At 73.2% G+C, this 25,587-nt stretch carries 23 protein-coding genes; 15 read left to right on the top strand and 8 right to left on the bottom strand.

The features are described from left to right. Positions 1-48: 48 nt before the first annotated feature. Positions 49-1,317 carry a S1 family peptidase gene (locus ACFV5H_RS27005; protein WP_385054793.1) on the bottom strand — a complete coding sequence of 423 codons (1,269 nt, stop codon included), beginning with the start codon at positions 1,315-1,317 and terminating at the stop codon, positions 49-51. Positions 1,318-1,889: 572 nt separating this feature from the next. Here ACFV5H_RS27005 and ACFV5H_RS27010 point away from each other — a divergent pair. The 6 genes from ACFV5H_RS27010 to ACFV5H_RS27035 all read left to right on the top strand — a co-directional run bounded on the left by ACFV5H_RS27010 (position 1,890) and on the right by ACFV5H_RS27035 (position 9,393). Further along, positions 1,890-2,105, top strand: coding sequence for a hypothetical protein (locus ACFV5H_RS27010; protein WP_030863769.1), 216 nt, complete (start codon positions 1,890-1,892; stop codon positions 2,103-2,105). 111 nt (positions 2,106-2,216) lie between these two features. After that, on the top strand, positions 2,217-3,023 hold the full coding sequence (locus ACFV5H_RS27015; protein ID WP_385054789.1) for an HlyD family efflux transporter periplasmic adaptor subunit: 807 nt from the start codon (positions 2,217-2,219) through the stop codon (positions 3,021-3,023). Beyond that, positions 3,020-5,242 (top strand): NHLP family bacteriocin export ABC transporter peptidase/permease/ATPase subunit, encoded by a 2,223-nt coding sequence (locus ACFV5H_RS27020; RefSeq protein ID WP_385054787.1) that lies wholly within the window; start codon positions 3,020-3,022, stop codon positions 5,240-5,242. The genes ACFV5H_RS27015 and ACFV5H_RS27020 overlap by 4 nt, the downstream gene beginning before the upstream one ends. Before the next feature lies 1 nt (position 5,243). Continuing rightward, positions 5,244-8,069, top strand: coding sequence for an NHLP bacteriocin export ABC transporter permease/ATPase subunit (locus tag ACFV5H_RS27025; protein WP_385054785.1), 2,826 nt, complete (start codon positions 5,244-5,246; stop codon positions 8,067-8,069). A gap of 107 nt (positions 8,070-8,176) precedes the next feature. Continuing rightward, complete coding sequence (locus ACFV5H_RS27030) at positions 8,177-9,187, top strand: Ppx/GppA family phosphatase (RefSeq protein WP_385054783.1); 1,011 nt, start codon at positions 8,177-8,179, stop codon at positions 9,185-9,187. Positions 9,188-9,216: 29 nt separating this feature from the next. Beyond that, on the top strand, positions 9,217-9,393 hold the full coding sequence (locus ACFV5H_RS27035) for a hypothetical protein (RefSeq protein WP_385054780.1): 177 nt from the start codon (positions 9,217-9,219) through the stop codon (positions 9,391-9,393). Between the two features lie 10 nt (positions 9,394-9,403). Here ACFV5H_RS27035 and ACFV5H_RS27040 read toward each other — a convergent pair whose 3' ends face one another. After that, entirely contained in the window at positions 9,404-10,012 is a 609-nt protein-coding gene (locus ACFV5H_RS27040) for a flavodoxin family protein (RefSeq protein WP_385054778.1), read from the bottom strand. Positions 10,013-10,091: 79 nt separating this feature from the next. On the opposite strand from ACFV5H_RS27040, the gene ACFV5H_RS27045 reads away from it, so the two are divergent. From ACFV5H_RS27045 to ACFV5H_RS27055, 3 genes are read left to right on the top strand one after another with little or no spacing between them, the layout of a single operon-like run. Further along, positions 10,092-11,105, top strand: coding sequence for an iron-containing redox enzyme family protein (locus ACFV5H_RS27045; RefSeq protein WP_385054775.1), 1,014 nt, complete (start codon positions 10,092-10,094; stop codon positions 11,103-11,105). Then, on the top strand, positions 11,095-11,781 hold the full coding sequence (locus ACFV5H_RS27050; protein ID WP_385054772.1) for a HemK2/MTQ2 family protein methyltransferase: 687 nt from the start codon (positions 11,095-11,097) through the stop codon (positions 11,779-11,781). Before ACFV5H_RS27045 ends, ACFV5H_RS27050 begins: the two co-directional genes overlap by 11 nt. Continuing rightward, positions 11,762-11,959, top strand: a complete 198-nt coding sequence (locus ACFV5H_RS27055) for a CDGSH iron-sulfur domain-containing protein (RefSeq protein ID WP_385054769.1) — start codon at positions 11,762-11,764, stop codon at positions 11,957-11,959. The genes ACFV5H_RS27050 and ACFV5H_RS27055 overlap by 20 nt, the downstream gene beginning before the upstream one ends. Before the next feature lie 159 nt (positions 11,960-12,118). On the opposite strand, the gene ACFV5H_RS27060 is transcribed toward ACFV5H_RS27055, so the two are convergent. Then, on the bottom strand, positions 12,119-12,553 hold the full coding sequence (locus tag ACFV5H_RS27060; protein WP_385054766.1) for a subtilase-type protease inhibitor: 435 nt from the start codon (positions 12,551-12,553) through the stop codon (positions 12,119-12,121). Between the two features lie 337 nt (positions 12,554-12,890). Between ACFV5H_RS27060 and ACFV5H_RS27065 the strand changes: the two genes are divergently transcribed. The 3 genes from ACFV5H_RS27065 to ACFV5H_RS27075 all read left to right on the top strand — a co-directional run bounded on the left by ACFV5H_RS27065 (position 12,891) and on the right by ACFV5H_RS27075 (position 15,437). Then, complete coding sequence (locus ACFV5H_RS27065; RefSeq protein WP_385054763.1) at positions 12,891-13,448, top strand: hypothetical protein; 558 nt, start codon at positions 12,891-12,893, stop codon at positions 13,446-13,448. 35 nt (positions 13,449-13,483) lie between these two features. Continuing rightward, on the top strand, positions 13,484-14,179 hold the full coding sequence (locus ACFV5H_RS27070) for an alpha/beta fold hydrolase (RefSeq protein WP_385054760.1): 696 nt from the start codon (positions 13,484-13,486) through the stop codon (positions 14,177-14,179). A gap of 88 nt (positions 14,180-14,267) precedes the next feature. Continuing rightward, positions 14,268-15,437: a lactate 2-monooxygenase gene (locus ACFV5H_RS27075; RefSeq protein WP_385197662.1), complete on the top strand. Its 1,170-nt coding sequence runs from the start codon at positions 14,268-14,270 to the stop codon at positions 15,435-15,437. Between the two features lie 42 nt (positions 15,438-15,479). Here ACFV5H_RS27075 and ACFV5H_RS27080 read toward each other — a convergent pair whose 3' ends face one another. The 4 genes from ACFV5H_RS27080 to ACFV5H_RS27095 all read right to left on the bottom strand — a co-directional run bounded on the left by ACFV5H_RS27080 (position 15,480) and on the right by ACFV5H_RS27095 (position 20,486). Further along, entirely contained in the window at positions 15,480-17,123 is a 1,644-nt protein-coding gene (locus ACFV5H_RS27080) for an RICIN domain-containing protein (RefSeq protein ID WP_385197663.1), read from the bottom strand. 375 nt (positions 17,124-17,498) lie between these two features. Then, entirely contained in the window at positions 17,499-17,876 is a 378-nt protein-coding gene (locus ACFV5H_RS27085; RefSeq protein WP_073935323.1) for a toxin Doc, read from the bottom strand. A gap of 3 nt (positions 17,877-17,879) precedes the next feature. Then, the gene (locus tag ACFV5H_RS27090) at positions 17,880-18,125 is read right to left on the bottom strand and encodes a hypothetical protein (RefSeq protein WP_030863804.1); all 246 of its coding nucleotides are present in this window, start codon (positions 18,123-18,125) and stop codon (positions 17,880-17,882) included. Between the two features lie 117 nt (positions 18,126-18,242). Beyond that, a complete protein-coding gene (locus tag ACFV5H_RS27095) occupies positions 18,243-20,486 on the bottom strand; it encodes a glycoside hydrolase family 9 protein (RefSeq protein WP_385197665.1) in 2,244 nt (747 codons plus the stop codon). Between the two features lie 221 nt (positions 20,487-20,707). Between ACFV5H_RS27095 and ACFV5H_RS27100 the strand changes: the two genes are divergently transcribed. Further along, positions 20,708-23,086 carry a SpoIIE family protein phosphatase gene (locus ACFV5H_RS27100; RefSeq protein ID WP_385197666.1) on the top strand — a complete coding sequence of 793 codons (2,379 nt, stop codon included), beginning with the start codon at positions 20,708-20,710 and terminating at the stop codon, positions 23,084-23,086. Between the two features lie 13 nt (positions 23,087-23,099). Then, a complete protein-coding gene (locus tag ACFV5H_RS27105; protein ID WP_385054745.1) occupies positions 23,100-23,726 on the top strand; it encodes a DUF4232 domain-containing protein in 627 nt (208 codons plus the stop codon). A gap of 7 nt (positions 23,727-23,733) precedes the next feature. Here ACFV5H_RS27105 and ACFV5H_RS27110 read toward each other — a convergent pair whose 3' ends face one another. Continuing rightward, a complete protein-coding gene (locus ACFV5H_RS27110) occupies positions 23,734-24,702 on the bottom strand; it encodes an aldo/keto reductase (RefSeq protein ID WP_385054743.1) in 969 nt (322 codons plus the stop codon). 244 nt (positions 24,703-24,946) lie between these two features. Here ACFV5H_RS27110 and ACFV5H_RS27115 point away from each other — a divergent pair, with 244 nt between their 5' ends. Next, the gene (locus ACFV5H_RS27115; protein ID WP_385054741.1) at positions 24,947-25,579 is read left to right on the top strand and encodes a LysE family transporter; all 633 of its coding nucleotides are present in this window, start codon (positions 24,947-24,949) and stop codon (positions 25,577-25,579) included. Positions 25,580-25,587 lie beyond the last annotated feature (8 nt).

The following is a 25,587-nucleotide window of genomic DNA, read 5'->3' on the forward strand; positions in this document are numbered from 1 at the left end:
CGTGGGTGGCGGGCCGGGGCCGGGGTCTGTGCTCGGGGCGAGGGTGCGTCAATGGGTTCCGGTCAGGCCGGAGCCGTCCTGGGCACCCTGGTCCGCGGCGTCACCGGCGCCCGTGCCGGCCCCGTCGCCGGGCTGGTCTCCCGCTCCGGCCTCCTCGCCGCCGATCTCCTGGCCGTCGGCCTCCTCGCCGGCGGCGCCCGCGTCGCCGAGGGTCGCGCCGACCGCCGCCAGAGCCGTGGTGACCGGCTGGAAGAACGTCTCGCCGCCCGAGGTGCAGTCGCCGCTGCCGCCCGAGGTCAGGCCGACGGCGAGGCCGTCCCGGGTGAACATCGAGCCGCCGCTGTCGCCGGGCTCGGCGCAGACGTTCGTCTGGATGAGGCCGGTGACCGTGCCCTCCGGATAGTTCACGGTGGCGTTCAGGCCCAGCACCTGGCCGTCGGCGAGCCCGGTGGTGCTGCCCATCCGGAACACCTCCTGACCGACGGTGGCCTCCGCGGCCTGGGATATGGGGAGGGTCTGGTCACCGAGGTTGACCTCGCTCGGCGCGACGGTCGCGGGATCGTCGTACCGGACGAGCGCGAAGTCGCCCTCGCCGGGGAAGACCGCCTGGTCGACCGTGGCGATCGGCTGTCCGCCCTGCGCGTCGGACCACTGCTCGGCCGCGACACCGCAGTGACCGGCCGTCAGGAACGCCGGGGAGCCGTCGCCCGCGGTGACGTTGAAGCCGAGCGAGCAGCGTGCCCCGTCGGAGAAGATGGCGTCGCCGCCGGAGGCGAACGTCCTGAACGTGCCCGCGGACTTCTTGATGGTCGCCATGCCGGAGCCGAGGCTCTCGACGGTGGACTCCAGTCTGTTCCACCTGTCGCCGGTCACCGTGCTGTCCGCGGTGACGAGGATCCTGTTGGTGCGCGGGTCGACGGCCCAGGAGGTGCCCGGGATGGTCGCCTCCGACTTCAGCGTCCGCGCCCCGGCCTCCAGTTCGGTCATGCTGTTGTCGACCTCGCGGACGGCCGCGCCCGCCTTCTCGGCCTGCACGATCACGTTGTTGTTGTCGCCCGGTACGACGTTGACGACGAGCTGCTTGTTGTCGCCGTCGTAGTAGGAGCCGGCGAACGCGTCGCCGAGGAGCCCGGCGAGCTGCGAGGCGAGATCCGAGGCATCGCCCGCCTTCAGGGTCTTCGGCGCCGCCGCGGCACCGTCCGACGCGCCGTCCTGGGACGCGTTCGCGTTCGGGAGCAGGATCGCGGCGGCGCCGAGCGCCACCACGCCGCCCACCGCCATCGCGGCCTTGCGCTTCGGAATTCGCTTGTGACTCAAACTTCTCGACCTCCTGGGGGGGGGGACCGGAGTCGCGCCGGTGTTCGGCAACTGTGGGGCGCCCGGACGGCTGTTGGTACGCACGGGCCACGAGGGGCGTTCAATCCCGCCCGGTCGATCACTCTCGGCGACCGGTCGTGAGCGGTCGGTCGCGATCACGTAGCGGAATCCCGGCTTCAGCGAATCTGCACATCGAATACCCAACCCGGTCACCGGAGCCGGGATTCGTCCACAGGCCGGCGGGCCGGGCCACGCCTTTGGGACCGGTGTGCCGGATTCCGGCCACCGGGGCGCAAGTGGCCGGACGAGTCGATGCGGTGGGGCATGTGAAGAAGTCGCCGCCGAGCCGTGCCCGCGTCTGCACGTCTGTACCCCCGTGGAGCACGAATTGCCTGGTGAGACGTTTGATTGATTGGAAGGCCGCGCCCGCCGCGTGCTTTGATCCATCGCACCGCAAGGCCGCTTCGGGCTCCCGGCGACGGGCGTTCGGCGCCCGCGGTCGCGGCCTTCATCTGTCACCGGAGGGGGCCGCTCCCCCCTTGTGAAATATCCATACGAAGGGAAGTTCCATCATGAACTCCACCCCCCAGGTCGAGACCGCCGAGATCTCCGACGCCGACCTCGACAACGTCTCCGGCGGCCTGTCCGTGAACGCCGTGAACACCCTCACGGGCGCGGTGGACGGCATCGCCCCGGTCTCCGGCCTGGTCGACACGGTCGTCGGCACCGTCGAGGGTGTCACCGGCCTGAACACCGCCCCGGTCACGAACCTGGTCGCCGGTCTCTGATCGCGCCTTTGTGCCGCGAAGTCCCGGAGCCGCCCGCCGGCTCCGGGACTTCGCGGTGCCTCCACGGTCCACGCGTCACGTCGCACAGTTCACGCAGGTGGGGGAAGACCCGTGCAGTTCCGCCAACAGGCCCTCGCCAGGCTCCAGTCACCGGAGGAGCTCGACCTGCCGGTGCGTTTCGCGCGCCCGCAGGGCTGGCTGGTGCTGTCCGTGACGGTGGTCGCGATGGCGGCCGCGTCGGTGTGGGCGCTGACCGGCTCGGTGTCCTCCACGGTCGGCGCGCCCGCCGTCCTCACGTACGGGCAGGGCAGTTACGTCCTGCAGAGCCCCGTCGCCGGTCAGGTCACCGCCGTCCTCGCGAAGGAGGGCGAGCGGCTGCCCGCCGGCTCCCCCGTCCTGAAGGTCCGCACCGAACGGGGCGACGAGGTCGTCCGCACCCTCGACGCGGGCCGGATCACCGCGCTCGCCGCCGGCAGCGGGCAGATCGTCTCCACCGGTGCGAACATCGCCGCCGTGGAGAAGGTCGCCCGCGCGAAGGCTCCGCTGCAGGCGACGGTGTACGTCCCCGCCGAGAGCGCCGCGGGCATCCCCGCGCACGCCTCCGTCGACCTGACGGTGCAGTCGGTGCCGAGCCAGGAGTACGGCGTGCTGCACGGCGAGGTGAAGTCGGTGGACCGCTCGGCGCAGTCCGCCCGGCAGATCGCCGCGTTCCTCGGGGACGCCCAGCTGGGCGAGCAGTTCACGAAGAAGGGCAGGCCGGTGGCCGTCACCGTCGAGCTGGAGAAGTCGCCCGGCACGAAAAGCGGTTACGCGTGGTCCTCCGCGGACGGTCCGCCGTTCGAGCTGACCTCGATGACCCTGGCCACGGGTTCGATCCGGCTGGCCGATCAGCGTCCCGTCGATTGGCTGCTCCCGTGACCACCGCCCAGGAGACCCGCGGCAGACGCCGTGCCGCGCCGCCGAAGCGCAAGGTGCCCACGTCCCGGGCGAAGACCGTCCGTACGCCCACCGTGCTCCAGATGGAGGCCGTGGAGTGCGGCGCCGCCTCGCTCGCGATGGTGCTCGGCCACTACGGCCGCCATGTCCCGCTGGAGGAGCTGCGCATCGCCTGCGGCGTCTCGCGGGACGGCTCGCGCGCCAGCAACCTGCTGAAGGCGGCCCGCGGTTACGGGCTGACCGCCAAGGGCATGCAGATGGATCTGGCCGCCCTCGCCGAGGTGACGGCGCCGGCCGTCCTGTTCTGGGAGTTCAACCACTACGTCGTCTACGACGGCATGGGCCGCCGGTTCGGCCGCCGCGGGGTGTTCATCAACGACCCCGGCAAGGGGCGGCGGTTCGTCCCCCTGGAGGAGTTCGACGGCAGCTTCACCGGCGTCGTGCTGGTGATGGAGCCCGGCGAGGACTTCGCCCGGGGCGGACGCAAGCCGGGCGTGCTCGGCGCGATGCCGGCCAGGCTGCGCGGCACGGCGGGCACCATGCCCGCGGTGGTGCTGTCGAGCCTGCTGCTGGTGGCGGTCGGCGCGGCGGTGCCGGGGCTCAGCCGTACCTTCATCGACGAGTTCCTGATCGGCGGCCGGACCTCGATGCTGGGCGTGCTGTTCACGTCCATGGGCGCGTGCGTGCTGCTCACACTGGTGCTGACCTGGCTCCAGCAGGGCAACCTGCTGCGCGGCCGGCTGATCTCCTCCACCCTGTCCAGCGCCCGCTTCCTGCGCCATCTGCTGCGGCTGCCGGTGACGTTCTTCGCCCAGCGCAGCCCGGCCGACCTGGTGCAGCGGCTGCAGTCCAACGACGCGGTGGCCGAGACGCTGGCCCGCGATCTGTCGGCGGCGGGCGTGGACGCTGTGGTGGTCGTGCTGTACGCGGTACTGCTGTACACGTACGACCCGCAGCTCACGTTCGTGGGCATCGGGGTGGCGCTGCTGAACATCGTGGCGATGCGGATCGTCATCCGGCTGCGCGCGACCCGTACGGCGAAGCTGCGGGCGGACAGCGCGCGGCTCACCAACACGGCGTACACCGGTCTGCAGTTGATCGAGACGCTGAAGGCGACCGGCGGGGAGGACGGCTACTTCCGCAAGTGGGCCGGGCAGCACGCCACCACGCTGGAGGAGCAGCAGCGGCTCGGGGTGCCGGGCGCCTGGCTCGGCGTCGTCGCGCCGACGCTCGCCACCCTCAACAGCGCGCTGATCCTGTGGATCGGTGGTATGCGGGCGGTCGAGGGGCACATCTCGGTCGGTCTGCTGGTCGCCTTCCAGGCGCTGGTCGCCCGCTTCACCGCCCCGCTGACCCGGCTCAACGGCGTCGCGGGCCGGATCCAGGACTTCGCCGCGGACGTGGCCCGGCTGAAGGACGTGGAGAACTTCCGGGCGGACCCGCTCTACGGCCGTCCCGGCACCGGCGAGTCGACCCGCCGGCTGCACGGCCACGTCGAGCTGCAGAACCTCGCCTTCGGCTACAACCCGCTGGACAAGCCGCTGCTGACCGGCTTCGACCTGACCGTGGGCCCCGGGCAGCAGGTGGCGCTGGTGGGCGGTTCGGGCAGCGGCAAGTCGACGGTGTCCCGGCTGCTCTCGGGATTGTACGCGCCGTGGGAGGGCGTGATCCGGATCGACGGGCAGCGCATCGAGGACATCCCGCGCGGGGCGCTGGCCGCCTCCGTCTCCTTCGTCGACCAGGAGGTGTTCCTCTTCGAGGGCACCGTCCGCGACAACGTGGCGCTGTGGGACCCGTCGATCCCGGACGAGGCGGTGGTGGAGGCGCTGAAGGACGCGGTGCTGTACGACGTGATCCTGCGCCGGCCGGGCGGCATCCACAGCCCGGTCGAGCAGGACGGCCGGAACTTCTCCGGCGGTCAGCGCCAGCGCCTGGAGATCGCGCGGGCGCTGGTGCGCCGGCCGAGCATCCTGGTGCTCGACGAGGTGACCAGCGCGCTGGACGCGGAGACCGAGCTGGTGGTGATGGACAACCTGCGCCGGCGCGGCTGTGCCTGTGTGGTGATCGCGCACCGGCTGAGCACGGTGCGCGACAGCGACGAGATCGTCGTCCTGGACCACGGCACGGTCGTGGAGCGCGGACGGCACGAGGAGCTGGTGGCGCGCGGCGGCGCGTACGCGGCGCTGGTCAGGGAGCGTTGATATGACAGCCGTGCACGGGAGCCAGGGCGGCGACCTCGTCCTGGGCGCGCTCGGGTCGCTGGGCACCCCGGTCGACTGCTCCGGGTTCGGCCGGCTGGACCTGGAGGGGCCGCAGGTGCTGTGGCTGATCGCGTCCGGTGCCGTGGACCTGTTCGCGGTGGACGCCGAGCAGCAGGGGCACTGGCACCATCTGGGCCGCCTGGAGGCGGGCTCGCTGGTGCTGGGCCCGGTGGCCGGTCCGGCGCACACGCTGGTGGCGCGTCCACTGCGGGACTGCGTGGTGCACCGCATCGGACTGCGCGAGCTGTACCAGCCGGCGAGCACCCAGACCTGGTCGTACGACGAGTACGGAAACCCGCAGTACGTACCTCCCACGACGAGCCCCCTGGAGTACGCGCTCGCGCTCGGGGTGGGCCGCGGTCTGGCGGTGCTGTTCCAGGCGCCGATGGCCACGGAGCGGGCCGGCGCGCCCAGCGACGACGACGTGTTCTGGATGCAGGTCCCGCCGGGCAGCGTGCAGTACGGCTCGTTGTACGGGGCGGAGGCCGCCGCCGATCTGCTGATGGACCCGGCGCTGTGGCAGAGCATGGTCGACCAGCAGTACCGGCTGATGACCACGCTGGACCGGTGGATCGAGCAGCTGGAACAGACGCACGAGACGCGGACGGCGGAGGGCATCGCGGCCGGTGAGGCGGTCCGTGCCCGGGCCGACCGGACGCTGCTCGCCGCGATCGGCAAGCGGTCGGGGCAGCGCACGACGGCGGCCGACGCGGACGCCACGTACGCGGCCTGCGAGCTGGTGGCACGGGCGGCCGGGATCCCGCTGACCGCCCCCGCGCAGTCCGGCACCGGCGGGGACCGGCTCGATCCGGTCGAGCGGATCGCCCTGGCCTCCCGCGTGCGCACCCGTGTCGTACGGCTGGACGGCCGCTGGTGGCGGGACGACGTCGGTCCGCTGGTGGGTCACCGGGCCCTGTCGGGGGCGCCCGTGGCGCTGCTGTGGCGGCGCGGCGGCTATGTGGCGGTGCATCCCGCGACCGGCAGGGAGACCCCGGTCGAGAAGGCGAACGCCGAGGAGTTCGAGCCCCGCGCGGTGATGTTCTACCGTCCGCTGCCCGAGCGGCGGCTGAGCCCGCTGCGGCTGCTGCGGTTCTGCATGACGGGTACGCGGGGTGACCTGACCGGGCTGCTGCTGAGCGGTCTGGTGACGGTGGCGATCGGGTCCCTGGTGCCGCTGGCGACCGGCAAGGTGCTCGGCGAGTTCGTGCCGGAGGCGCGGACCGAGCTGATCGTGCAGGTGTGTCTCGCGGTGATCCTGAGCAGTGTGGTGGCCGCCGCCTTCATGCTGCTGCAGAACCTGACGCTGCTGCGTCTCGAGGGCCGGGTGGAGGCGACCCTCCAGCCGGCCGTGTGGGACCGGCTGCTGCGGCTGCCGACCACGTTCTTCACCGAGCGTTCGACGGGTGAGCTGGCGAGCGCGGCCATGGGCATCAGCGCGATCCGCCGCATGCTGGCCGGGGTCGGGCCGACGGTGGCCCAGTCGGTCACCGTCGGCGCGGTGAACCTGGGGCTGCTGCTGTGGTTCAGCGTGCCGATGGCGCTGGCCGCGCTCGGGATGCTGGTGGTCGTCGCGGGGGTGTTCCTGGGGCTCGGGCTGTGGCAGGTGCGCTGGCAGCGCCGCCTGGTGGTGCTCACCAACAAGCTGAACAACCAGGCCTTCCAGACGCTGCGCGGACTGCCGAAGCTGCGGGTGGCGGCGGCGGAGAACTACGCGTACGCCGCGTGGGCGTCCCAGTTCGCCCACAGCCGTGAGCTGCAGCAGAAGGCCGGCCGGATCAAGAACCTGACGGCGGTGCTGGGCGCGGTCTACCTGCCGCTGGTCACGCTGGCGATGTTCATGCTGCTGGCCGGGCCGGCCCGCGGCTCGATGACGGCGGCGGAGTTCCTCACCTTCAACACGTCGGTGACGATGGTGCTGACCTCGGTCACCCAGCTCACCGGGGCGTTCGTCTCGGCGGTCGCCGCGCTGCCGCTGTTCGAGCAGATCAGGCCGGTGCTGGACGCCACGCCCGAGGTGCGCGCGGCGAGCACCCGGCCGGGTCCGCTGTCCGGGGCGATCGAGGCGCGGCGGCTGTCCTTCCGCTACTCCGACGACGGCCCACTGGTCCTCGACGACGTGTCCTTCGAGGCGCGGCCGGGCGAGTTCGTGGCGGTCGTCGGCCCCAGCGGCTGCGGCAAGTCCACCCTGCTGCGGCTGCTGATCGGCTTCGACCGGCCGGTGTCCGGCAGTGTGCTGTACGACGGCCAGGACCTGGCCGCGCTCGACCGGTCGGCGGTACGGCGGCAGTGCGGTGTGGTGCTCCAGCACGCACAGCCGTTCACCGGCTCCATCCTGGACGTCATCTGCGGGAGCGAGCCGTACACGCCGGAGGAGGCGATGGCGGCGGCGGAGATGGCGGGGCTGGCCGAGGACATCAGGCGGATGCCGATGGGACTGCACACCATCGTCTCCGGCAGTGGCGCGGTCTCCGGCGGCCAGCGGCAGCGGCTGATGATCGCCCAGGCGCTGATCCGCCGGCCGCGGATCCTCTTCTTCGACGAGGCGACCAGCGCCCTGGACAACGAGACGCAGCGCGCGGTCATCGAGAGCACCAAGGCTCTGGAGGCGACCCGGATCGTCATCGCGCACCGGCTGTCGACGGTGCTCGACGCGGACCGGGTGGTGGTGATGGAGGGCGGCAAGGTGGTCCAGCAGGGCCCGCCCGGCCGGCTGCTCGCCGACACCGGCGGGCGGCTGCACGAACTGGTGCGGCGGCAGATGGCGTGACGGAGACCGTCAACGGACGGTCACCGTCAGGTCACACCTGGGGCGTGTCTTGGCCGTATACGGGGGTCCGTCCGTTGCTCCGCGCGGTAAATGGGTACCCACGGGCCATGCGAACCAGCGTGATGGATGTCGGATCGAAGACCGTCAGACTCGTCGTGGCGGACACGGCGGGCGGGGCGCCGCTGCCGGTGCACACGGCGAAGTGGCCGCTCAGGCTCTCCGAGCAGATCACGCCCGGGAAACCGGTGCCGGAGCAGGCCGTGGAGCGCCTGGTGGACGCCGTCGCCGCGGCGGACAGGACCGCCGCGCGGTGGGGTGCGTCGGGTCCCCTGGCGTTCGCGACCGCGGTGGTGCGCGGTGCCCCGAACCGGCGGGAGGTACTGAGCACGGTCCGGGCCCGCACCGGCGTCGACCTGTGCACACTGCCCGGCGAGGTGGAGGCCGAGCTCACGTTCCTCGGGGCCCGGCGCTGGATGGGCTGGCGCTGCGGGCCGCTGGCGCTGCTGGACATCGGCGGGGGTTCGCTGGAGGTCGCCTTCGGACGCGGCCGGCTGCCCGACTTCGTCGCCTCGCTGCCGCTGGGGGCGGGCCGGCTCACCCACGAGTACTTCGCGGACGCGGACCCGCCCTCCCCGGAGCAGGTGCGGGCGCTGCGCCGGCGGGTGCGTCACCAGCTGCGGGACGTGGCGGCCCGGATCCGCTGGGAGGGACCCCGTACGGCGGTGGCCACCTCCCGCACCTTCCAGCAGCTGGGGCGGCTGTGCGGGGCCGCGCCGGGGCGGCACGGTCCGTTCGTGGAGCGGGAGTTGTCCTGCGCCGACCTGCGGGTGGCGATCGACCGGCTGGCCGCCCTGCCCGCCGCCGAACGCGCCCGGCTGCCCGGGATCTCCGCCCCGCGCTCCGCGCAGAGCCTGGCGGGCGCGGTCGTGGGGCACACGGCGATGAAGCTGACCGGCCTGGGGACGGTGACGATCTGCCCCTGGGCGCTGCGCGAGGGGGTGCTGTTGCGCCACATCGAGGACGGCCCGTCCTGGTGGGCGGAGGTCATCCGCCTCAACGAGAAGGAGACGGCGGCCGACGGCCCCGTACCGCTGCGCATCGCCACCGCGCGCGGCTGACCCGGACGTACGACGAGAGGAGACACCCCGTGTCCGAGCGGGACGACCACAAGAAGCCCGAGACGGCCGTCGACGAGGTGCTGCGCGAGGTCGAGGAGGCCGAACGGAGCCCCGAGGACTCCCCCGGGCGACGCCGCCACCGGGGCGAGGCCGGGGAGGCCGTCACCCCGAACACCGAGGCGCAGGAGGAGTCCCGGGGCGACTAGCGCCGTTCTTCTACTCCGGCGGCGGGCCGAGGGGCCGGGCCGCCAGGGCCCGGGCGACGCCCAGCAGGTTGGCGGCCATGGCGCGGCCCGTCCTGCGGGACCAGTCGTGGCCGCTTCCGCCCTCCAGGAAGCTCGGTCCGGGGCCGGGGCCCTGGTTCCAGTAGGTCCACGCCTGGCCGGGGATGGTGTAGCCGATGTCCTGCAGGCCGCCGGTGATCTCGCTGATCACATGGTGCGCGCCGTCCTCGTTGCCGGTGACGACGACGCCCGCGACCCGGTTGTAGGCGACCGGCCGGCCGTCGTCGTCCGTCTCGGACAGCATGGCGTCCATCCGCTCCAGGACCCGTTTGGCGACCGACGACGGCTGCCCGAGCCAGGTCGGGGAGGCGATGACGAGGATCTCGGAGGCGAGGATCCTCTCGTGGACGCCCGGCCAGGCGTCGCCCTCGTGCACGGCCTCGCTGACCACGCCCGGAGCGATGTCCAGGTCCACCGCGCGGACGACGTCGACCTCCACGCCGTCCTTCTCCAGGTGTTCGGTGACGGTCCGGGACAGCGCCTCGGTGTTGGAGGTGTCCGGTGACTTCTTGAGGGTGCAGTTGATCACTAGTGCCTTCATGCGGTCACGGAGTACCCCGTGGGCGGCCGGTTGCCACGCGGACGGGGGTGCCGTTGGGCCGTCCGGGTACCCGGGGCTCATGGAACACCCCTGTGAAGAACCCCGGCTGCCAGCACCGCGCGGCCCCCTGAGCAGCGCCGTCGAGGACCACCTGCGGGGCACCGGCCCGCTGCCCCCGGACGAGGAGATCACCGCCGCCCCCGTGTACGGCGACGACCTCCAGCTCGCCCTGTACCTGTGCTACGAGCTGCACTACCGCGGGTTCGCGGGCGTGGCGGCGGACCGCGAATGGGACCCGGAGCTGCTGCGTGTCCGCGCCGCCCTGGAGGACCGCTTCCTCGCCGCGCTCCGCGCGGACGCCCGTCGGCACGACGGCGTCGACGAGGCGTTCGCCGGGATCCTGGTGGAACCGGTGGACGGCACGGGCGTCAGCCACTTCCTGCGCGACAGGGGCGAGTTGTGGCACGTCCGCGAGTACGCCGCCCAGCGGTCCCTGTACCACCTGAAGGAGGCCGACCCGCACGCGTGGGTGCTGCCCCGGCTGTGGGGGCGGGCCAAGGCGGCGATGGCGGCGGTCGAGTTCGACGAGTACGGCGGCGGCCGCGCCGACCGGGTGCACGCCCGTCTCTTCGCCGACCTGATGACCGACCTGGGACTGGACACGGCGTACGGCCGCTATCTGGACGCGGCCTGCGCGGAACTGCTCGTGACGGTGAACCTGATGTCCCTCTTCGGGCTGCGCCGCTCCCTCAGGGGCGCGCTGGTGGGCCACTTCGCGACGGTCGAGATCACCTCGTCGCCCGGCTCGCGGCGGCTCGCCGAGGCGATGCGCCGCACGGGCGCGGGTCCCGCCGCCGAGTACTTCTACGACGAGCACGTGGAGGCGGACGCGGTGCACGAGCAGGTGGTGCGCCACGAGGTCGTCGCCGGCCTGCTGGAGGTGGAGCCGCACCTCGCGGCGGACATCGCCTTCGGCGTCGACGCCACCGTGTTCGCCGAGGACCGCCTCGGCGAGAGGCTGCTCGCGGACTGGAGCGCGGGCCGCTCGTCGCTGCGCACTCCCCTGCCCCAGGAGTTCACCCATGCTTCTTGACGGCGGGGGTACCCGGCGGTCCGTGAGCCCACTGGCACCCCCGGGCGTGTACGCCCCTCAGGAGGACACCGAGCTGCTGGCCGGCGCCCTGTACGACGAACCCGTCCCTCCGGGCGCGGACGTTCTCGACGTGGGCACGGGGTCCGGCGCGCTCGCGGTCGGGGCCGCCCGGCGCGGCTGCCGGGTGACCGCGGTCGACGTCTCCCGGCGGGCGGTGTGCGCGGCCCGGCTGAACGCGCTGCGGGCCGGTGTGCCGGTCCGGGTCCGGCGCGGCAACCTGTTCGCGCCGGTGCGGGGTGAGACGTTCGATCTGATCCTCGCCAATCCGCCGTACGTCCCGGCGCCCGGCGGCGGTTCGCTGCCGCGGGGCGCGGCCCGGGCCTGGGACGCCGGCGGTGACGGACGGCTCGTCCTGGACCGGATCTGCGGGGAGGCGCCCGCGCTGCTGCGGCCGGGCGGTGTCCTGCTGCTGGTGCAGTCGGCACTCAGCGACCCCGGGCTGACGGTCGGCCGGCTGCGGGCGGCCGGGACGAAGGCCGCGGTGATCCGGCGCCGGCGCATCGCCTTCGGCCCGGTGGTACGGGGCAGGGAGCGCTGGCTGCGGGAGCGGGGGCTGCTGTCCGGGACCGAGGAAACGGAAGAGCTGGTGGTGATCCGTGCAGAACTCCCCGTCTGACACCCCGCGTCGCGTCACCGTCCGGCGCAAGGGGCCGCTGCTGGTGGAGGGCCCGGTGGAGGTCGAACTGGAGGACGGCACGGTCGTCACCTCCGACCGCTTCCGGGTGGCCCTGTGCACCTGTCGCCGCAGTCGGCGGTATCCGTGGTGCGACACCAGCCACCGGGACCGGGCGTGAGCCCCGGGGCCGGGGGTCCGTGAGAAGCCCGGAGGCCGGCGGGCGGCCCCACTCCGCCCGCCGGCCTCCTTGCGCGGGATCGCACGTTCCGCGAGAGGGCCGGTACTCCCCAGTCCGCCGGCCGCCGCGCGGTCACGGGAAAACCGTGCGATCCCGGTCTCAGAACGCGAAGACGCTCGAACCGTGAGCGTTCATCACGCACGTGTTGGAGAAGATCCGCTCGTAGGAGACGCGCTGTCCCCGCCACACCCCGTCGACGGTGACGAGCACCGGGTCGTACTGCTTGGTGCAGAAGACGCCCTCCCGCATCGTCAGGGCGTCCAGGTCGCCGCCGAGGCGGTTCATCTCCGCGCAGGCCGCGTCCGCGGCCGGGTGGGTGCCCGAGGGGCCGGGGGCACAGGTCAGGGTGACCGCGCGTTCCGGCGTGACGGTCATCGCGCTGTCGCCGTGGCCCACGGTGAGCACCAGGGCCGAGGGGGCGTAGAGCGCGGACGGGGCGGTTCCCCCGGCGGCCGGCGCCACCCCGGACAGGGGTACGCAGACGGCTGCGGCCGTGAGGCCGAGGGTGGTGGCCCAGCGCGCGGTGTTCCGCATTGTGTGCATCCTTCCGCTCGTGTCGACGAGGCGTGTCGACAGGTCGCCGGCTCGTGCTCGGTCGGTGCCGAACCGGCGTGCCGGAGTCTGCCGAGTCCGCGCCGGAACTTCACGTCGGGCATGCGGATTTCGGTAACCTTGCGTGTTGAATCAGTGGCGTGAAGTAAGGGAAGACGGGATCGTGCCCCTTGCAACCGCACGGACGGCGAGTGCGCGAAGTGGCCAGACGGCCGGAATACGGCAGTTCGGCAATCGGCCTGAAACATTCCGATTCCGCTCTCGGCAGACCGTTCCGCGACGCCTTGTGTTCATGGACAGGGCGAGTAATCGTCATTACATGATTACGGCAGAGCAGCGAGAGCAACTGCGGGGCTGGTTCACCGGCCGGCTCCCCGACGGTCTCTTCGAGGAGCTGACCGAGGTCACGGTCGACCGCGAGGAGATCACCGTCATCGGCCGCATTCCCGGTCCCCGGCCGGCCGAGGGCGCCTCGCCGGCCGAGCGGGAGGCGGCGGTCGAGGGCCGCGTCCAGGAGTTCCGGGAACGCACCCGGGACGACCGGATCGCGGTCGCCCGGGACGCCGAGCACCGCTTCGGCCGGAAGGTCTCCTGGGGCGTGGAGTGCGACGGGCACCGCGCCCTGTTCACGCACGTGGCCGCGCCCGTCATGACCCGGCTGCGCCAGCCGGAGCGGCAGGTCCTCGACACCCTCATCGCGAGCGGGGTCGCCCGCAGCCGCAGCGAGGCGCTGGCCTGGTGCGTACGGCTGGTCCAGCGGCACACCGACGACTGGCTCACCGAGCTGCGCGAGTCGCTGGAGCACGTCCAGCGGGTGCGGGCCCAGGGGCCGGACACCGGGCCCGAGGAGGCGGAGCCCGGCACCGACGGCGGGTGAACGGCGTTGTCAGTGGCGTTCGTTACGGTGCGGGCATGACTCGATTCGTACTGGTGGCCGGTGCCTGGCTCGGGGCGTGGGCGTGGGACGAGGTGGCGGCCGAACTGCGCGCGGGCGGGCACGAGGCGCATCCGCTGACGCTGTCCGGGCTCGCGGAGAAGCAGGGGGTGCCGGCGGGGCAGCGGACCCATGTGCGGGACATCGTGGGCGAGGTGGAGCGGCTCGGTCTGCGGGACGTCGTCCTCGTGGGGCACAGCTACGCCGGCATACCGGTCGGCCAGGCGGCCGAGCGGATCGGCGACCGGCTGCGGAGGGTGGTGCTCGTCGACGCGAACGCGCCCGTGGACGGGGAGTCGTTCCTGTCCGGCTGGCCGAGCGAGGAGGTACGGAGGTCGATCGAGGCGCACGACGGCCGGTGGCCGCCGCCGGCCGCCGACGACTGCGCGGGCCAGGACCTGACGGACGAGCAGACAGCCCGGTTCATCGCCGGATCGACCCCGCACCCGGGTGCCACGCTCACCGAACCGGCCGTGCTGGAGCGGCCGCTCGGCGAGCTGCCGACGACGTACGTCAAGTGCCTGCTGGACGGGGAGGAACCCCTGCCGGCCGTGGCGGAGCTGTTGAGGAGCGACCGGTGGGAGCTGGTGACGATGGACACCGGACACTGGCCGATGTTCTCCCGGCCGCGCGAACTGGCCCGGATCCTGCGGGAGGCGGCCACCGGCCGCTGATCCACGGCCGCCCGGCGCTGGACGCGCCCCGCGCATACCGGCCAGTATGCTCCGGGACGACACGGCTCGACGAGACAGGGCGGGGCGGATGGCGAAGCACTGGGCCGACTTCCAGTACGAGATCTACCTGAACGGGATGACGGGTGCCGTGCCCCGGCTGCCGACCGATCTGACCCGGCTGGAGGAGCTGACCGAGCGGCGGCTGGGTCCGGGTCCGGTCGGGTACGTCGCCGGCAGCGCGGGGGACGGCAGCACCGCCCGCGCCAACCGGGCCGCGCTCGACCGCCGCCGGATCGTGCCGCGCATGCTGCGGGACGTGCACGAGCGCGATCTGTCGGTCGAGGTGCTGGGCCGGTCGCTGCCGGCGCCGCTCGCGCTGGCACCGGTCGGGGTGCTGTCGATCATGCATCCGGACGCCGAGTCGGCCGCCGCCCGGGCCGCGGCCGCGCAGGGTGTGCCGTTCGTGCTGTCGTCCGCGTCCAGCACGCCGATGGAGCAGGTCGCGGAGGCGATGGGAGAGGCGGAGCGCTGGTTCCAGCTGTACTGGCCGAAGGACGTGGAGGTGGCCCGGAGCTTCCTGGACCGGGCGAGGGCAGCCGGGTTCACGGCGCTCGTCGTCACGCTGGACACCCCCCTGCTGTCCTGGCGTCCGCGCGACCTGGACCAGGCGTATCTGCCGTTCCTGCACGGGGTGGGCACCGCGAACTACTTCTCGGACCCGGCGTTCCGGGCGGGGCTGGCCAAGCCGGTGCACGAGGATCCGGACGCGGCGGTGATGCACTTCGTCGGCATGTTCGCCGATCCCGCCAAGTCCTGGCCGGACCTGGCGTTCCTGCGGGAGAACTGGGACGGGCCGATCGTCCTCAAGGGCGTGCTCCATCCCGACGACGCGCGGCGCGCCGCCGACGCCGGGATGGACGGTGTGGTGGTGTCCAACCACGGCGGGCGTCAGGTGGCCGGGGCGATCGCCGCGGCGGACGCGCTGCCCGGCGTGGTGGAGGCCGTCGGCGACCGGCTCACCGTGCTCTTCGACAGCGGGGTGCGCACCGGCGACGACGTCTTCAAGGCCCTGGCCCTCGGCGCACGGGCGGTCCTGCTGGGGCGTCCGTACGTCTACGGGCTCGGCCTCGACGGACGGGCGGGGGTGGAACACGTGATCCGCTGCCTGCTCGCCGAACTCGACCTCACCATGGCCCTGTCGGGCCACGCCACCCCGGACGCGATCGGCCCCGACGCCCTCACGGAGGCCTCCGTCTGACCCGGCCGGGACGGGGTGTCCTCCCCGCCCCGGCCGCACGGCTCACGTCACCGGTTCCGCCAGCCCGGCACGGCGGGCCGGCGGGGTGTGGGTGCCGCTGATGGACAGGGAGTCCGCGGCCGTCCGTACCGGTTCGGCCGCCCAGCGCTGGTTCACGGTCCGGTCGCGTACCTTGACGACGATGTCGGCGTTCGCGTCAGGGGTCGCCGGAGTAAGGGCCAGTTGGACGTCCCAGCGGGGCACCAGTTCGCCCTGCACGGTGAGGTCGTACCGCACGTCGGCGCCCCGCTGGTCGCCGGGGTCGGCGCAGGTGCCGAGGACGACGACACCGGCGTCCTTGTGCGAGTCCAGGCACAGACCGGGGTCGGCCACGCTGCGCAGCAGCCCGTCGTCCTCGTACGTCCACTGCTGGGTCCACGCCGAGGAGCAGTCCGCCAGCCGGGTCCCGGAGCCGTCCTGGGGCTCGCCCCTGGTGTCGAGGCACAGGCCGGAGGCGACGTTGCGCAGCCGCGTCCGTCCCGGTGCGGTGGGGAGTCCGGCGGCGCCGGGCGGGGACGCGGACGGCACGGCCGCGCGGCCGCCCGCCGCTCCGGTGGAGCCCGTCGGGTCGGCGGCACCGCCGTCCGGGGTGGAGGACCCGGCGATGAGCACGCTCACCAGCACCCCCGCGGAGACCGCGCCGATGCCGGTGAGCAGGGTTCTGGTGGAGCGCACCGGGTCCGGGAGCGCGATGCCCGTCAGACGGGCGGGAACGGGGATGCGGGACAGCACGCGGTGCCTGCCGCCGCCGGGCGGTCCGTCCCCGCCCCGGCGCCGGCGGCGGGCGGCGCGTCCGCCGCGCGGGCCGGCCGTCGTGCGTCCCGGACGCGAGTCGAGGTAGCGCCGGGCCCCCCACCCGAGCACCGCCTCGGCGATCAGCGGGCCCAGGCCGCCCTCGAAGTGGCTCAGTTGCTCGGCCGCGTTCCGGCAGTGGCGGCACTCCGCCAGATGCTGCCGGACGTCCGGCAGCAGGGCCCCGCCCCGGCGGATCGGGACGTCGAGGAGGCGGTTGTAGAAGCGGCAGTCCTTCGTCGGTGCCAGTTCCTGATGGGCGTGGACACAAGCTTGACGGAATTTGTCCCGCGCCTGTTCGAGTGCGCCCGACGCGACGGCGAGGTCCATACCGAGCAGACCGGCCGGTACGGAAATCGGCTCGGCCTCGACCTCGACGTGCCAGAGCAAACAGCGCGCGCGTGCGGGCAGCGACCGGAATGCCCGTTGAGCGAGTGAGCGGTTTTCCGGAGTCATGGTGTTCGCCGCGCGCATGCCGCGCCCGCCGGCCGGTTTCTGCAGCTCCGGCATAACTCCGGTTATTCGGTCGTCCGCGGCCCACTCGCGGACCGTGTCCCGCACGGCCACCAGCAGCACGGGCCGGAGCGCGACGGCCGGTTCGCCGACGGTGATCCGGTCCAGCGCCCGGTGCAGGGCGGCCGCGGTGACCATGGCGGCGAGCTGCCCCGACGACGCGAGGCAGACGGCCGCGTAGTCGTGCATCGACTGCCAGTGCCGCGCCGTCAGCAGCGCGACGGAGTGGGCGGCCTCGCCCTCCGGACGGTCCCGGAGCCGGGCGGCGAGGAACTCGTCGGATTCGCCCGGATCCCCGCCGGGCGGGGGATACGGGGGTCGAGGGGGGTGGGGGGTGTGCACTGAGATGGTTCCTTCCCACAGCGCATGTGCCATTCGAGGGTTTCCGACGCCGAAAAGGAAGACCGGTTGGTGCATACCTCTTGGGCGGGGCACGGGGGGCGCGAATTCACCGACGGTGAATCGGACCCGGTTCATCGACTCGCGTGCGACCCCGGCCATTACCCCCCGCACGGGTGGCTCACTCTCGCACAACCCGCGCTCGGCCAACAAGGCGCCTGAGCAACATCTGCGCGTTGACAGAAAGTCAGAAAGGAAGGCCGGCCCGTGGCCCTCGCCCCGGTTTTCGGCCCGGGTTTTCACGCCGTTCACATCCGGCCCGGCACAAGGGGTGCCCGAGAGGGCCCCCGGCGTCCCGCGGGGCCCGTCCGGCGCGGTTCAGATCTGCCAGGAGCGCAGCCGGTCGGCCGCGCCGTAGACGTCCGCCTCGCCGGAGATCAGGTCGCGCGCCAGATCGACCAGGGCGCCGTAGGGCGGGTCGATGCCGACCCCGCTGACGAACATGTAGGCGACCGCCGTGGCACAGGCGAAGCGGGCGTTGGCCGAGGGCAGCGGACGGAGCACGGCGAGGGTGTGCAGCAGGGCCGCCGCCCGCCAGGCCGGGTCGGAGTCGACGCCCAGCCGTGGCGGGTCCACGCGATGGCGGGCGACGGCCGCGACGAGGGCGGAGAAGTCGTTGACGGTGGGCTGGTCCGGGAGGACCTCCTCGTGCCGCTGGAGCAGCCAGGGCACGTCGATGTGGAGCACGGGTGCCATCGGTCAGGCGGCCCGCCCCGCGCCCCTGGCGGAAGGTTCGTCGTCCGGGAAGGCGGCGGCGAATTCATCGGCGTGGGAGGCGAAGAACCGGCGGAAGGCCTCCGCGCCCTCCTGCAGGGCGCGGTGGCGGGCTATGTCCGCCGCGGCCGCCTCCCGCACGAGCGCCTTCATGGACGTACCGCGTTCCTTGGCGATCTGCCGCAGGTCCTCGAGCTCGCGGTCGCTGAACTCCACGTTGAGAGCTGGCATGCCTTCACGGTACCGCTCGGGTACTGGAACGTAAATATGCGCAGGTCAGACGGCATGCGAGGGGGTACCGACAGGGGGCCGGCGGCCGAGTGGCCGCCGGCCCCGCGGGGAGGGGTGTCAGCCCTGGTCGGCCACGAAGGAGGCCATGCGGGTCAGGGCCGCGTTCCAGTTGATGGTGTGTTCGTTGGTGGACCAGGACTGGATGTCGTCGATGAAGCAGAACTGACCGACGCAGCCCTGGAGTTTCGACTGGGCGAAGGGGTCCTGGATGCTGGAGTTGGGTCCGCCGGAGAGCGTGCCGGCGGGCGGGTTCGGCAGGTTCGGGTCGAGTTGGTCGGCGTACCAGCGGCTGTGCTGGTTGTGCGCGTTGACCTCGCCGTAGCCGGTGACGTACGACATGTTGAGGGCGTTGCGGCCCAGGATGTAGTCCATGCTCTGCAGCGCGCCGTCCCGGTACTTGCGCGCGCCGGTGAGGTCGTAGGCGGTGGCGAGGACGACCGCGTTGTTGAGGACCTGGTGGCTGGAGCCCCAGTCGTAGACGTTGCCGGCCGGCGCGTACGGCATGCCGTACGGGTGGGCCTTCAGCGTGGCCAGGTAGCCGTCGGCGCCCTCGACGACGGTGCGGAGGACCTTGTCCCGGCCGGGGAGCCGGTTGGGCACGGTGGCGAGGTCGAGCCGGCCGGCCGCGGCGGTGCGGGACCAGTCGAAGCCCAGCGGGCCGAAGATGTCGGCGGTGTGCACCGGGGAGTTCAGGACGTACTCCTTGAACTGACGTTCACCCGTGGTGATGTACAGCTCGGCGGCCGCCCAGTAGAACTCGTCGGCCACGGTGTCGTCGTTGTAGGCGCCGCCGCCGATGCCGTCGCTCGGGTCGGCGAGGACGTCCGGGTGGGCGAGGGCCGCCGTCCAGGCCTCGCGGGCGGCGGCCAGGGTCTCGGCCGCGAACTCCTTGTCGTAGGAGCGGTACAGCCGTGCCGCCTGGGCGGCCGTGGCCGCCAGGTTCAGGGTGGCGGCGGTGGTCGGCGGGTGCAGTTCCCGCTTCTGCGGGTCGGCGCTGGGCAGCAGCGGCAGTCCGGTCCACTGCTCGTCGTGGATCTTGTGGTGGGCCATGCCGGCCAGCGGCTCACCCTCGGGGACCTGCATCTTCAGCAGGAACTCCAGCTCCCAGCGGGCCTCGTCGAGGATGTCCGGGACCTTGTTGCCGCTCTCCGGGATGTCCAGCGTGCCGTCGCCGAGCTTGTCCGCCTCGCCGGTGCGGGCGTGCCGGGCGCGCTCGTAGGTACTGAGCACCTCCCAGGTGCTGATGCCGCCGTTGACGACGTACTTGCCGTGGTCGCCGGCGTCGTACCAGCCGCCGGTGACGTCGAGGGTGTAGTCGCAGACGCCGGGCTGGCAGGGCACGTCGCCGTCGCCCTGGTTGGGGGCGACGTCCACGTGTCCGGCCGGGCGGCCGTAGCCGGGGCGCAGGTCGTCGCGGATCCCGGTGCCGCTGCGCTGGGTGTAGTAGTACTTCGCCGAGTCCAGCCGCAGTTGTTCGTAGGCGCTCGCGTCGATGTCGAAGGGCCGGCTGGTCTCGCCGTCCACGACCAGGGTGTAGCCGGTCCCGCGCCCCCGGTGGCCGCCGAAGTCGATGGAGTGGACGTTCTGCCCGGAGGAGCCGTCGGTGCCGCGCGGCACGGTCCAGCCGCGCCGGACGACCCGGCCGTCGTCGTCCTCCAGCCGCCAGGGCAGCCGCTCGGTCGTATCGGTGACCAGGGTGGCGTTCTTCGGCCCGGAGGGCAGATAGGCGACCTGGTTGACGCGGACCCGGGGTCCGGTGTCGGGCTCGTACGGCTCGGGGGCGACCCCGCCCAGCAGGGACACGTCGTCCACGCAGAACCGCCAGGGGTCGGCGCTGCCGCCGAGCTGGAAGCCGACCTGGCCCTGTGCGGTGTCGACGGGCGAGGTGAAGGTGTACGAGTAGGTGTCCCCGGAGACGCTGACCTGCGGGGACACCTCGTAGTAGGTGTCGTACGGCTCCACCTGCAGGCCGACGATCGCCCGCACTACATGACCCGCGGGCGAGCCGGTGGCGCTGAAGGAGAAGCGGTACGACTCGCCCTTCACCAGGGTGATGTCGTTCTGGCCGACGGCCGCGTCCCAGCGGTTGGTGGTGCCGCCGGGGACGTCGGCGCACAGGCGTCCGTCGGACGGGCCCGCGGTGACATTGGCGGAGGCCCACCAGGGGTCGGTGCCGGTGTCGAAGGTTCCGTTGCGGACCTGCTCGACCTCGTCCGCCCCGGCCGGGGCGGCGGGCAGCGCGGTGAGCGCGGTCGCCAGCAGGCCGGTGAGGGACAGCAGAGCGGTTCTGCGTCTGTTCACGTCTGGGCTCCTCTTGGGGAGGTGCGGGGGTTTGGGAGCGCTCCCATTTCCGTGCGCAGAACATGGTTGTGGCAGGTGTGACACTCCGTCAACGGTTGGGACAGGACTGGTGACGCTCCCCCGGAGCGGAGGTTCGCAGTCCGCGGCGGGCCTCGACCCACTAGGCTGGAACTCAGGCGATGCACCGGTTCACGGTGAGTGTGCGCGATGGAGTGGCGACAATGAGGCCGGACGACCCGTTCGACGATGCCGTGACGGCCCGGGCCGTCATCGCCGCCGACGGCACGCTCACGCGGTGGAACGAGGGTGCGTGCCTGCTGCTGGGACACACGGCCGAGGAGGTCGTCGGCCGCCCGGCCGCCGAGCTGCTGGCCGGGGGTTCGGGCCCGCCCCGGCTCCCGGCCGCCCGCTGGAGCGGCACCCTCACCCTGCGGCACCGCGACGGCTCCACCGTCACGGTGTGGGTGCTCGCCCACCACAGACAGCCGGCGGACGACGGTCCCGGTGACTGGCTCGCCGTCACCCCGTTGGAAGCCACGGACCGGGAACTGCCCGACGATCCGCTGGTCAGGACGGCCGTGTTCCAGTCGCCCTGCGCCTCGATGGTCTTCGACGAAGAGCTGCGCCTGCGCGGGATCAACGACGCCATGGCCCACCTTCTCGGCCTGCCCGCCCCCCACCTGCGGGGACTCAGGCCCACCGACATCGGCGGCCGGCCGCAGCACGGCGAACTCGAGCGGCATCTGCGTCAGGTGCTGCGCACCGGCCGGCCGCACGACATGCAGACGTACATGAAGGCCACCGGTGAGAGCCGCGCGCACGCCTGGCTGGCCCGGCTCGCACCGCTCACCGACCGGTCCGGCCGGGTGCGGGGCGTGTGCGCGACGGCCCACGACCTCACCGAGCAGTACCGGGCGCGGGAGCGGCTGCAACTGGTCAACGAGGCCAGCAGCCGCATCGGCACCACCCTGGACGTCACTCGGACGGCGCAGGAGCTGGCCGAGGTGTGCGTGCCCGCGCTCGCCGACTTCGTCAGCGTGGACCTGCTGGAGCCCGAGGAACCCGGAGGCGAGCCCACCGGCCCGCTGACCACGCCGGTCTCGCTGCGCCGGGTCGCCCATCAGTCCCTCACGCCGGGCAGCCCCGAGTCGGTCGCCCGCGCGGGCGAGGTGGTCGTCTACCCGGCCGCCGCGCCGCAGGCGGACTCGCTGATCGCGGGCCACAGCATCGTGGCCTCGGTGCCGTCCGGCGACCTCGACCCGTGGCTCGCGGTGGACGAGACCCGCGCCCGGCAGGTCCGGGAGTTCGGCGTCCACTCCATGCTGTCCGTCCCGCTCCAGGCGCGCGGTACGACGCTCGGTGTGGCCGCCTTCACCCGCTTCACCCGTCCCGAGTCGTTCACCCACGACGACGTGCTGCTGGCCGAGGAGGTCACCGCGCGCGCCGCCGTCTGCATCGACAACGCCCGCCGCTACTCCCGCGAACGCGAGACCACCCTCGCGCTCCAGCGCAGCCTGCTCCCCCGCGCCCTGCCGCGCACGGCCGCCGTGGAGGCGGCCACCCGCTACCTGCCGGCCGCGCGCTCGGGTGTGGGCGGTGACTGGTTCGACGTGATCCCGCTGTCCGGGATGCGTGTGGCCATGGTGGTCGGGGACGTCGTCGGGCACGGCATCCAGGCGTCCGCGACCATGGGCCGGCTGCGCACGGCGGTGCGCACCCTCGCCGACATCGACCTCGCGCCCGACGAACTGCTCACCCATCTCGACGACCTGGTGCTCCACCTCTCGCACGAGTCGGGCGGCGACCCCGGGTCGGGCGAGGTCGGCGCGACCTGCCTGTACGCGGTGTACGACCCGGTGTCACGGCGCTGCACCCTGTCCCGCGCGGGGCACCCCCCGCCGGTCCTGATCCCGCCGGGCGGCCCGGCCCGGCACCTCGAACTGCCCTCCGGGCCGCCGCTGGGCCTGGGCGGGCTGCCCTTCGAGTCGGTCGAGCTGGAGCTGCCCGACGACGCGGTGCTGGCGTTCTACACCGACGGGCTGGTCGAGTCCCGCGGGCGGGACACCGAGGACGGCCACGCCCTGCTCCGTGAGGCGCTGTCCAACGCCGCCGGCCCGCTCGACGAGACCTGCGACCGGGTCCTGCACACCGTGCTCGCGCCGGGCGGCGCCACGGACGACGTGGCCCTGCTGCTGGCCCGTACCCGCGGTCTGCCGTCCGCGCAGGTCGCCACCTGGGACATCCCCGCCGATCCGGCGCTGGTCGCCCCCGTCCGCAAGCAGGTCCTCGACCAACTGGCCACCTGGGAGCTGACCGAGGCGTCGTTCACGGCGGAGCTGGTGGTGAGCGAGCTGGTCACCAACGCCATCCGGTACGGCGCCCCGCCCATCCGGCTGCGGCTGATCCACGACGCCTCGACGCTGATCTGCGAGGTGTCCGACACCAGCCACACGGCGCCCCACCTGCGGCGGGCCAAGACCTGGGACGAGGGCGGCCGGGGTCTGCTGTTGGTCGCCCAGCTCACCCAGCGCTGGGGCAGCAGACACACCGCCGACGGCAAGACCATCTGGTCGGAACTGGCCCTGGCGGACGAGATGTGACACGAGGTGGACCATGGCGAACGGGTCACGGCACGCGACGGCGGCGGTGGCGGGTGCGCTGGCCCTGCTGGGCGCGCTGACCTCCTGCGGCGCCGAGAGCGGGAGCGGTACCGCGGGCCCTTCCCCGCGGCCCTCCGCGTCCGCCGGACGGCCGGCCGGGGACTCCCCGCACAGCGCCGTCCCGAGCGACGCCGCCGGTTCCACGAACGACCGGTCTCCGGCGTCCCGGTGCCGCACCGCCGAGCTGAGCGCCGCCGTCGGCCGGATGGACCCGGGTGCGGGCCAGCGCAACTTCCCCGTCGTGCTGACGAACGTCTCCTCCCGCACCTGCACCCTGTACGGCCATCCGGGCGCCGCCTTCGTGGACGCGGCCGGCGAGCAGCTGGGCCGGGACCCGGAGCGCACCCCCGGTGACCCGGCGACCGTCACACTGCGGCCCGGCGCCAGTGCCTGGGCGGGGCTGCGCTACGCGAGCCCCGGTGTCAGCGGCGCCCGTACGGCCACCCCGGCGGCGCTCCTCGTCACCCCACCGGACGAACGGGAGCCCCTGAAGGTGCCGTGGAAGGCCGGCGCGGTCCCGGTGTCCGGCAACGCGTCCTCGGTGTTCCTCACGGTGCTTCAGCCGGGCACCGGCCCCTAGAGCCCCCTCAGTGCCCGGCCACCGGGTGCGGGACGTAGGGCTGCCGGAGCTCCTCCAGCTCCTTGTCGGTGAGCTCCAGTTCGACGGCGGCCACGGCGTCCTCGATGTGATGGGGCTTGGCCGCGCCGACGATGGGCGCGGTGACCGTGTCCTGGTGGAGCAGCCAGGCGAGGGCGACCCGGGCGCGCGGTACGCCGCGCCGTTCGGCGATGCGGGTGACCGCCTCGACGACCGAACGGTCCCCCTCCTGGTACAGGGTGCCGCCGAACACGTCGGTGGCGCTGCGCCCGGTGGTGGCGTCCCAGTCCCGGGTGAGCCGGCCCCGGGCGAGCGGGCTCCAGGGCAGGACGCCCACGCCCTGGTCGGCGCAGAGCGGCAGCATCTCGCGCTCCTCCTCGCGGTAGAGGAGGTTGTAGTGGTTCTGCATGGACACGAACCGGGTCCAGCCGTGCCGTTCCGCCGTGTACTGCGCCTTGGAGAACTGCCAGGCGTACATCGAACTGGCTCCGATGTAGCGCACCTTGCCCGCCTTGACGACGTCGTGCAGCGCCTCCATCGTCTCCTCGACCGGGGTCTCGGGGTCCCAGCGGTGGATCTGGTAGAGGTCGACGTGGTCGGTGCCGAGGCGGGTGAGGCTGTGGTCCAGCTCGGTCATGATCGCCTTGCGGGACAGGCCGCCGCCGTTGGGGCCGGGCCGCATCCGGCCGTGCACCTTCGTGGCGAGCACGATGTCGTCCCGGCGGGCGAAGTCGCGCAGCGCCCGGCCGACGATCTCCTCGCTGGTGCCGTCCGAGTACACGTTCGCGGTGTCGAAGAAGGTGATGCCCGCCTCCAGCGCCTGCCGGATCAGCGGGCGGGACGCCTCCTCGTCGAGGGTCCACTCGTGGTTGCCGCGGTCGGGCGCGCCGTAGGTCATGCACCCCAGACAGATCCGTGACACGTCCAGGCCCGTCGAACCGAGCTTCACGTACTGCATCGTTGCTGCTCCTGTCTGCGGGAACGGTTGTCGCCAGGGGGAGCGTACGTGTTGGTGCGCACTCGAAGCCGGGTGCCGGCCCGTCGGCGTCCGGGGCGGAAAACCGATTGCCCGCCCCGGACGGGAGGCCCCAGGATCCTGCCATGCCTACGAGCGCCCTCCCGCTGCCGCTGTCCGCCACCGCCCCCTCGGCGGGCCGACAGCGGCAGCCCGGCCCCCGGGGAGGTCCGGCACCGTCGCGCTCATGACGGCCGCGCTGCTCGCGGGGCTGCTCGCCGGCTACGGCATCGCCGTCCCCGTGGGCGCCGTCGGGACCTACCTGGTCTCCCTCACCGCCCGCACCACCCTGCGCACCGGGGTCTGCGCGGCCCTCGGCGTCGCGACGGCCGACGGGCTGTACGCCCTCGTGGCCACGCTCGGCGGTCCGGCTCTCGCGTCGGTGCTGCGGCCGGTCCTGGGGCCGCTGCGGTGGGTCTGTGTGCTGGTGCTGCTGGCGCTGGCGGTACGGGGCGCGGCCGGCGCCGTACGCCGGTACCGCGGCCGTCGGCTCACCGCCCGCCCGGGGGCCGCTCCCCCGGGAGCCGCCCGCGCGTTCCTGTCGCTGCTCGGGATCACCCTGCTCAACCCCACCACCGTGATCTACTTCGCGGCGCTGGTGCTCGGCTCGCAGAGCGGTGAGGAGGCCGGGCCGGTGGAGCAGGGCGTGTTCGTGGTGGCGGCCTTCGCCGCGTCCGCGAGCTGGCAGGTGCTGCTCGCCGGCGGCGGCGCCCTGCTGGGCCGGGCGCTGACCGGCCACCGGGGCCGGCTGGTGACCGCGCTGGTGGCGAGCGGCGTGATGGCGGCGCTCGCGCTGCGGATGGCGGTGGCACCCGCCTGACACCCGGT

Source organism: Streptomyces sp. NPDC059787 (genome assembly GCF_042732315.1).
Classification (GTDB): domain Bacteria; phylum Actinomycetota; class Actinomycetes; order Streptomycetales; family Streptomycetaceae; genus Streptomyces; species Streptomyces atrovirens.

Coding starts and splice junctions, on each gene's coding strand:
- ACFV5H_RS27010 (WP_030863769.1), top strand. CDS start 1,890: ATGAACTCCACCCCCCAGGTCGAGACCGCCGAGATCTCCGACGCCGAC.
- ACFV5H_RS27025 (WP_385054785.1), top strand. CDS start 5,244: ATGACAGCCGTGCACGGGAGCCAGGGCGGCGACCTCGTCCTGGGCGCG.
- ACFV5H_RS27030 (WP_385054783.1), top strand. CDS start 8,177: ATGCGAACCAGCGTGATGGATGTCGGATCGAAGACCGTCAGACTCGTC.
- ACFV5H_RS27040 (WP_385054778.1), bottom strand. CDS start 10,012: ATGAAGGCACTAGTGATCAACTGCACCCTCAAGAAGTCACCGGACACC.
- ACFV5H_RS27045 (WP_385054775.1), top strand. CDS start 10,092: ATGGAACACCCCTGTGAAGAACCCCGGCTGCCAGCACCGCGCGGCCCC.
- ACFV5H_RS27050 (WP_385054772.1), top strand. CDS start 11,095: ATGCTTCTTGACGGCGGGGGTACCCGGCGGTCCGTGAGCCCACTGGCA.
- ACFV5H_RS27060 (WP_385054766.1), bottom strand. CDS start 12,553: ATGCGGAACACCGCGCGCTGGGCCACCACCCTCGGCCTCACGGCCGCA.
- ACFV5H_RS27065 (WP_385054763.1), top strand. CDS start 12,891: ATGATTACGGCAGAGCAGCGAGAGCAACTGCGGGGCTGGTTCACCGGC.
- ACFV5H_RS27070 (WP_385054760.1), top strand. CDS start 13,484: ATGACTCGATTCGTACTGGTGGCCGGTGCCTGGCTCGGGGCGTGGGCG.
- ACFV5H_RS27075 (WP_385197662.1), top strand. CDS start 14,268: ATGGCGAAGCACTGGGCCGACTTCCAGTACGAGATCTACCTGAACGGG.
- ACFV5H_RS27085 (WP_073935323.1), bottom strand. CDS start 17,876: ATGGCACCCGTGCTCCACATCGACGTGCCCTGGCTGCTCCAGCGGCAC.
- ACFV5H_RS27090 (WP_030863804.1), bottom strand. CDS start 18,125: ATGCCAGCTCTCAACGTGGAGTTCAGCGACCGCGAGCTCGAGGACCTG.
- ACFV5H_RS27100 (WP_385197666.1), top strand. CDS start 20,708: ATGAGGCCGGACGACCCGTTCGACGATGCCGTGACGGCCCGGGCCGTC.
- ACFV5H_RS27105 (WP_385054745.1), top strand. CDS start 23,100: ATGGCGAACGGGTCACGGCACGCGACGGCGGCGGTGGCGGGTGCGCTG.
- ACFV5H_RS27110 (WP_385054743.1), bottom strand. CDS start 24,702: ATGCAGTACGTGAAGCTCGGTTCGACGGGCCTGGACGTGTCACGGATC.
- ACFV5H_RS27115 (WP_385054741.1), top strand. CDS start 24,947: ATGACGGCCGCGCTGCTCGCGGGGCTGCTCGCCGGCTACGGCATCGCC.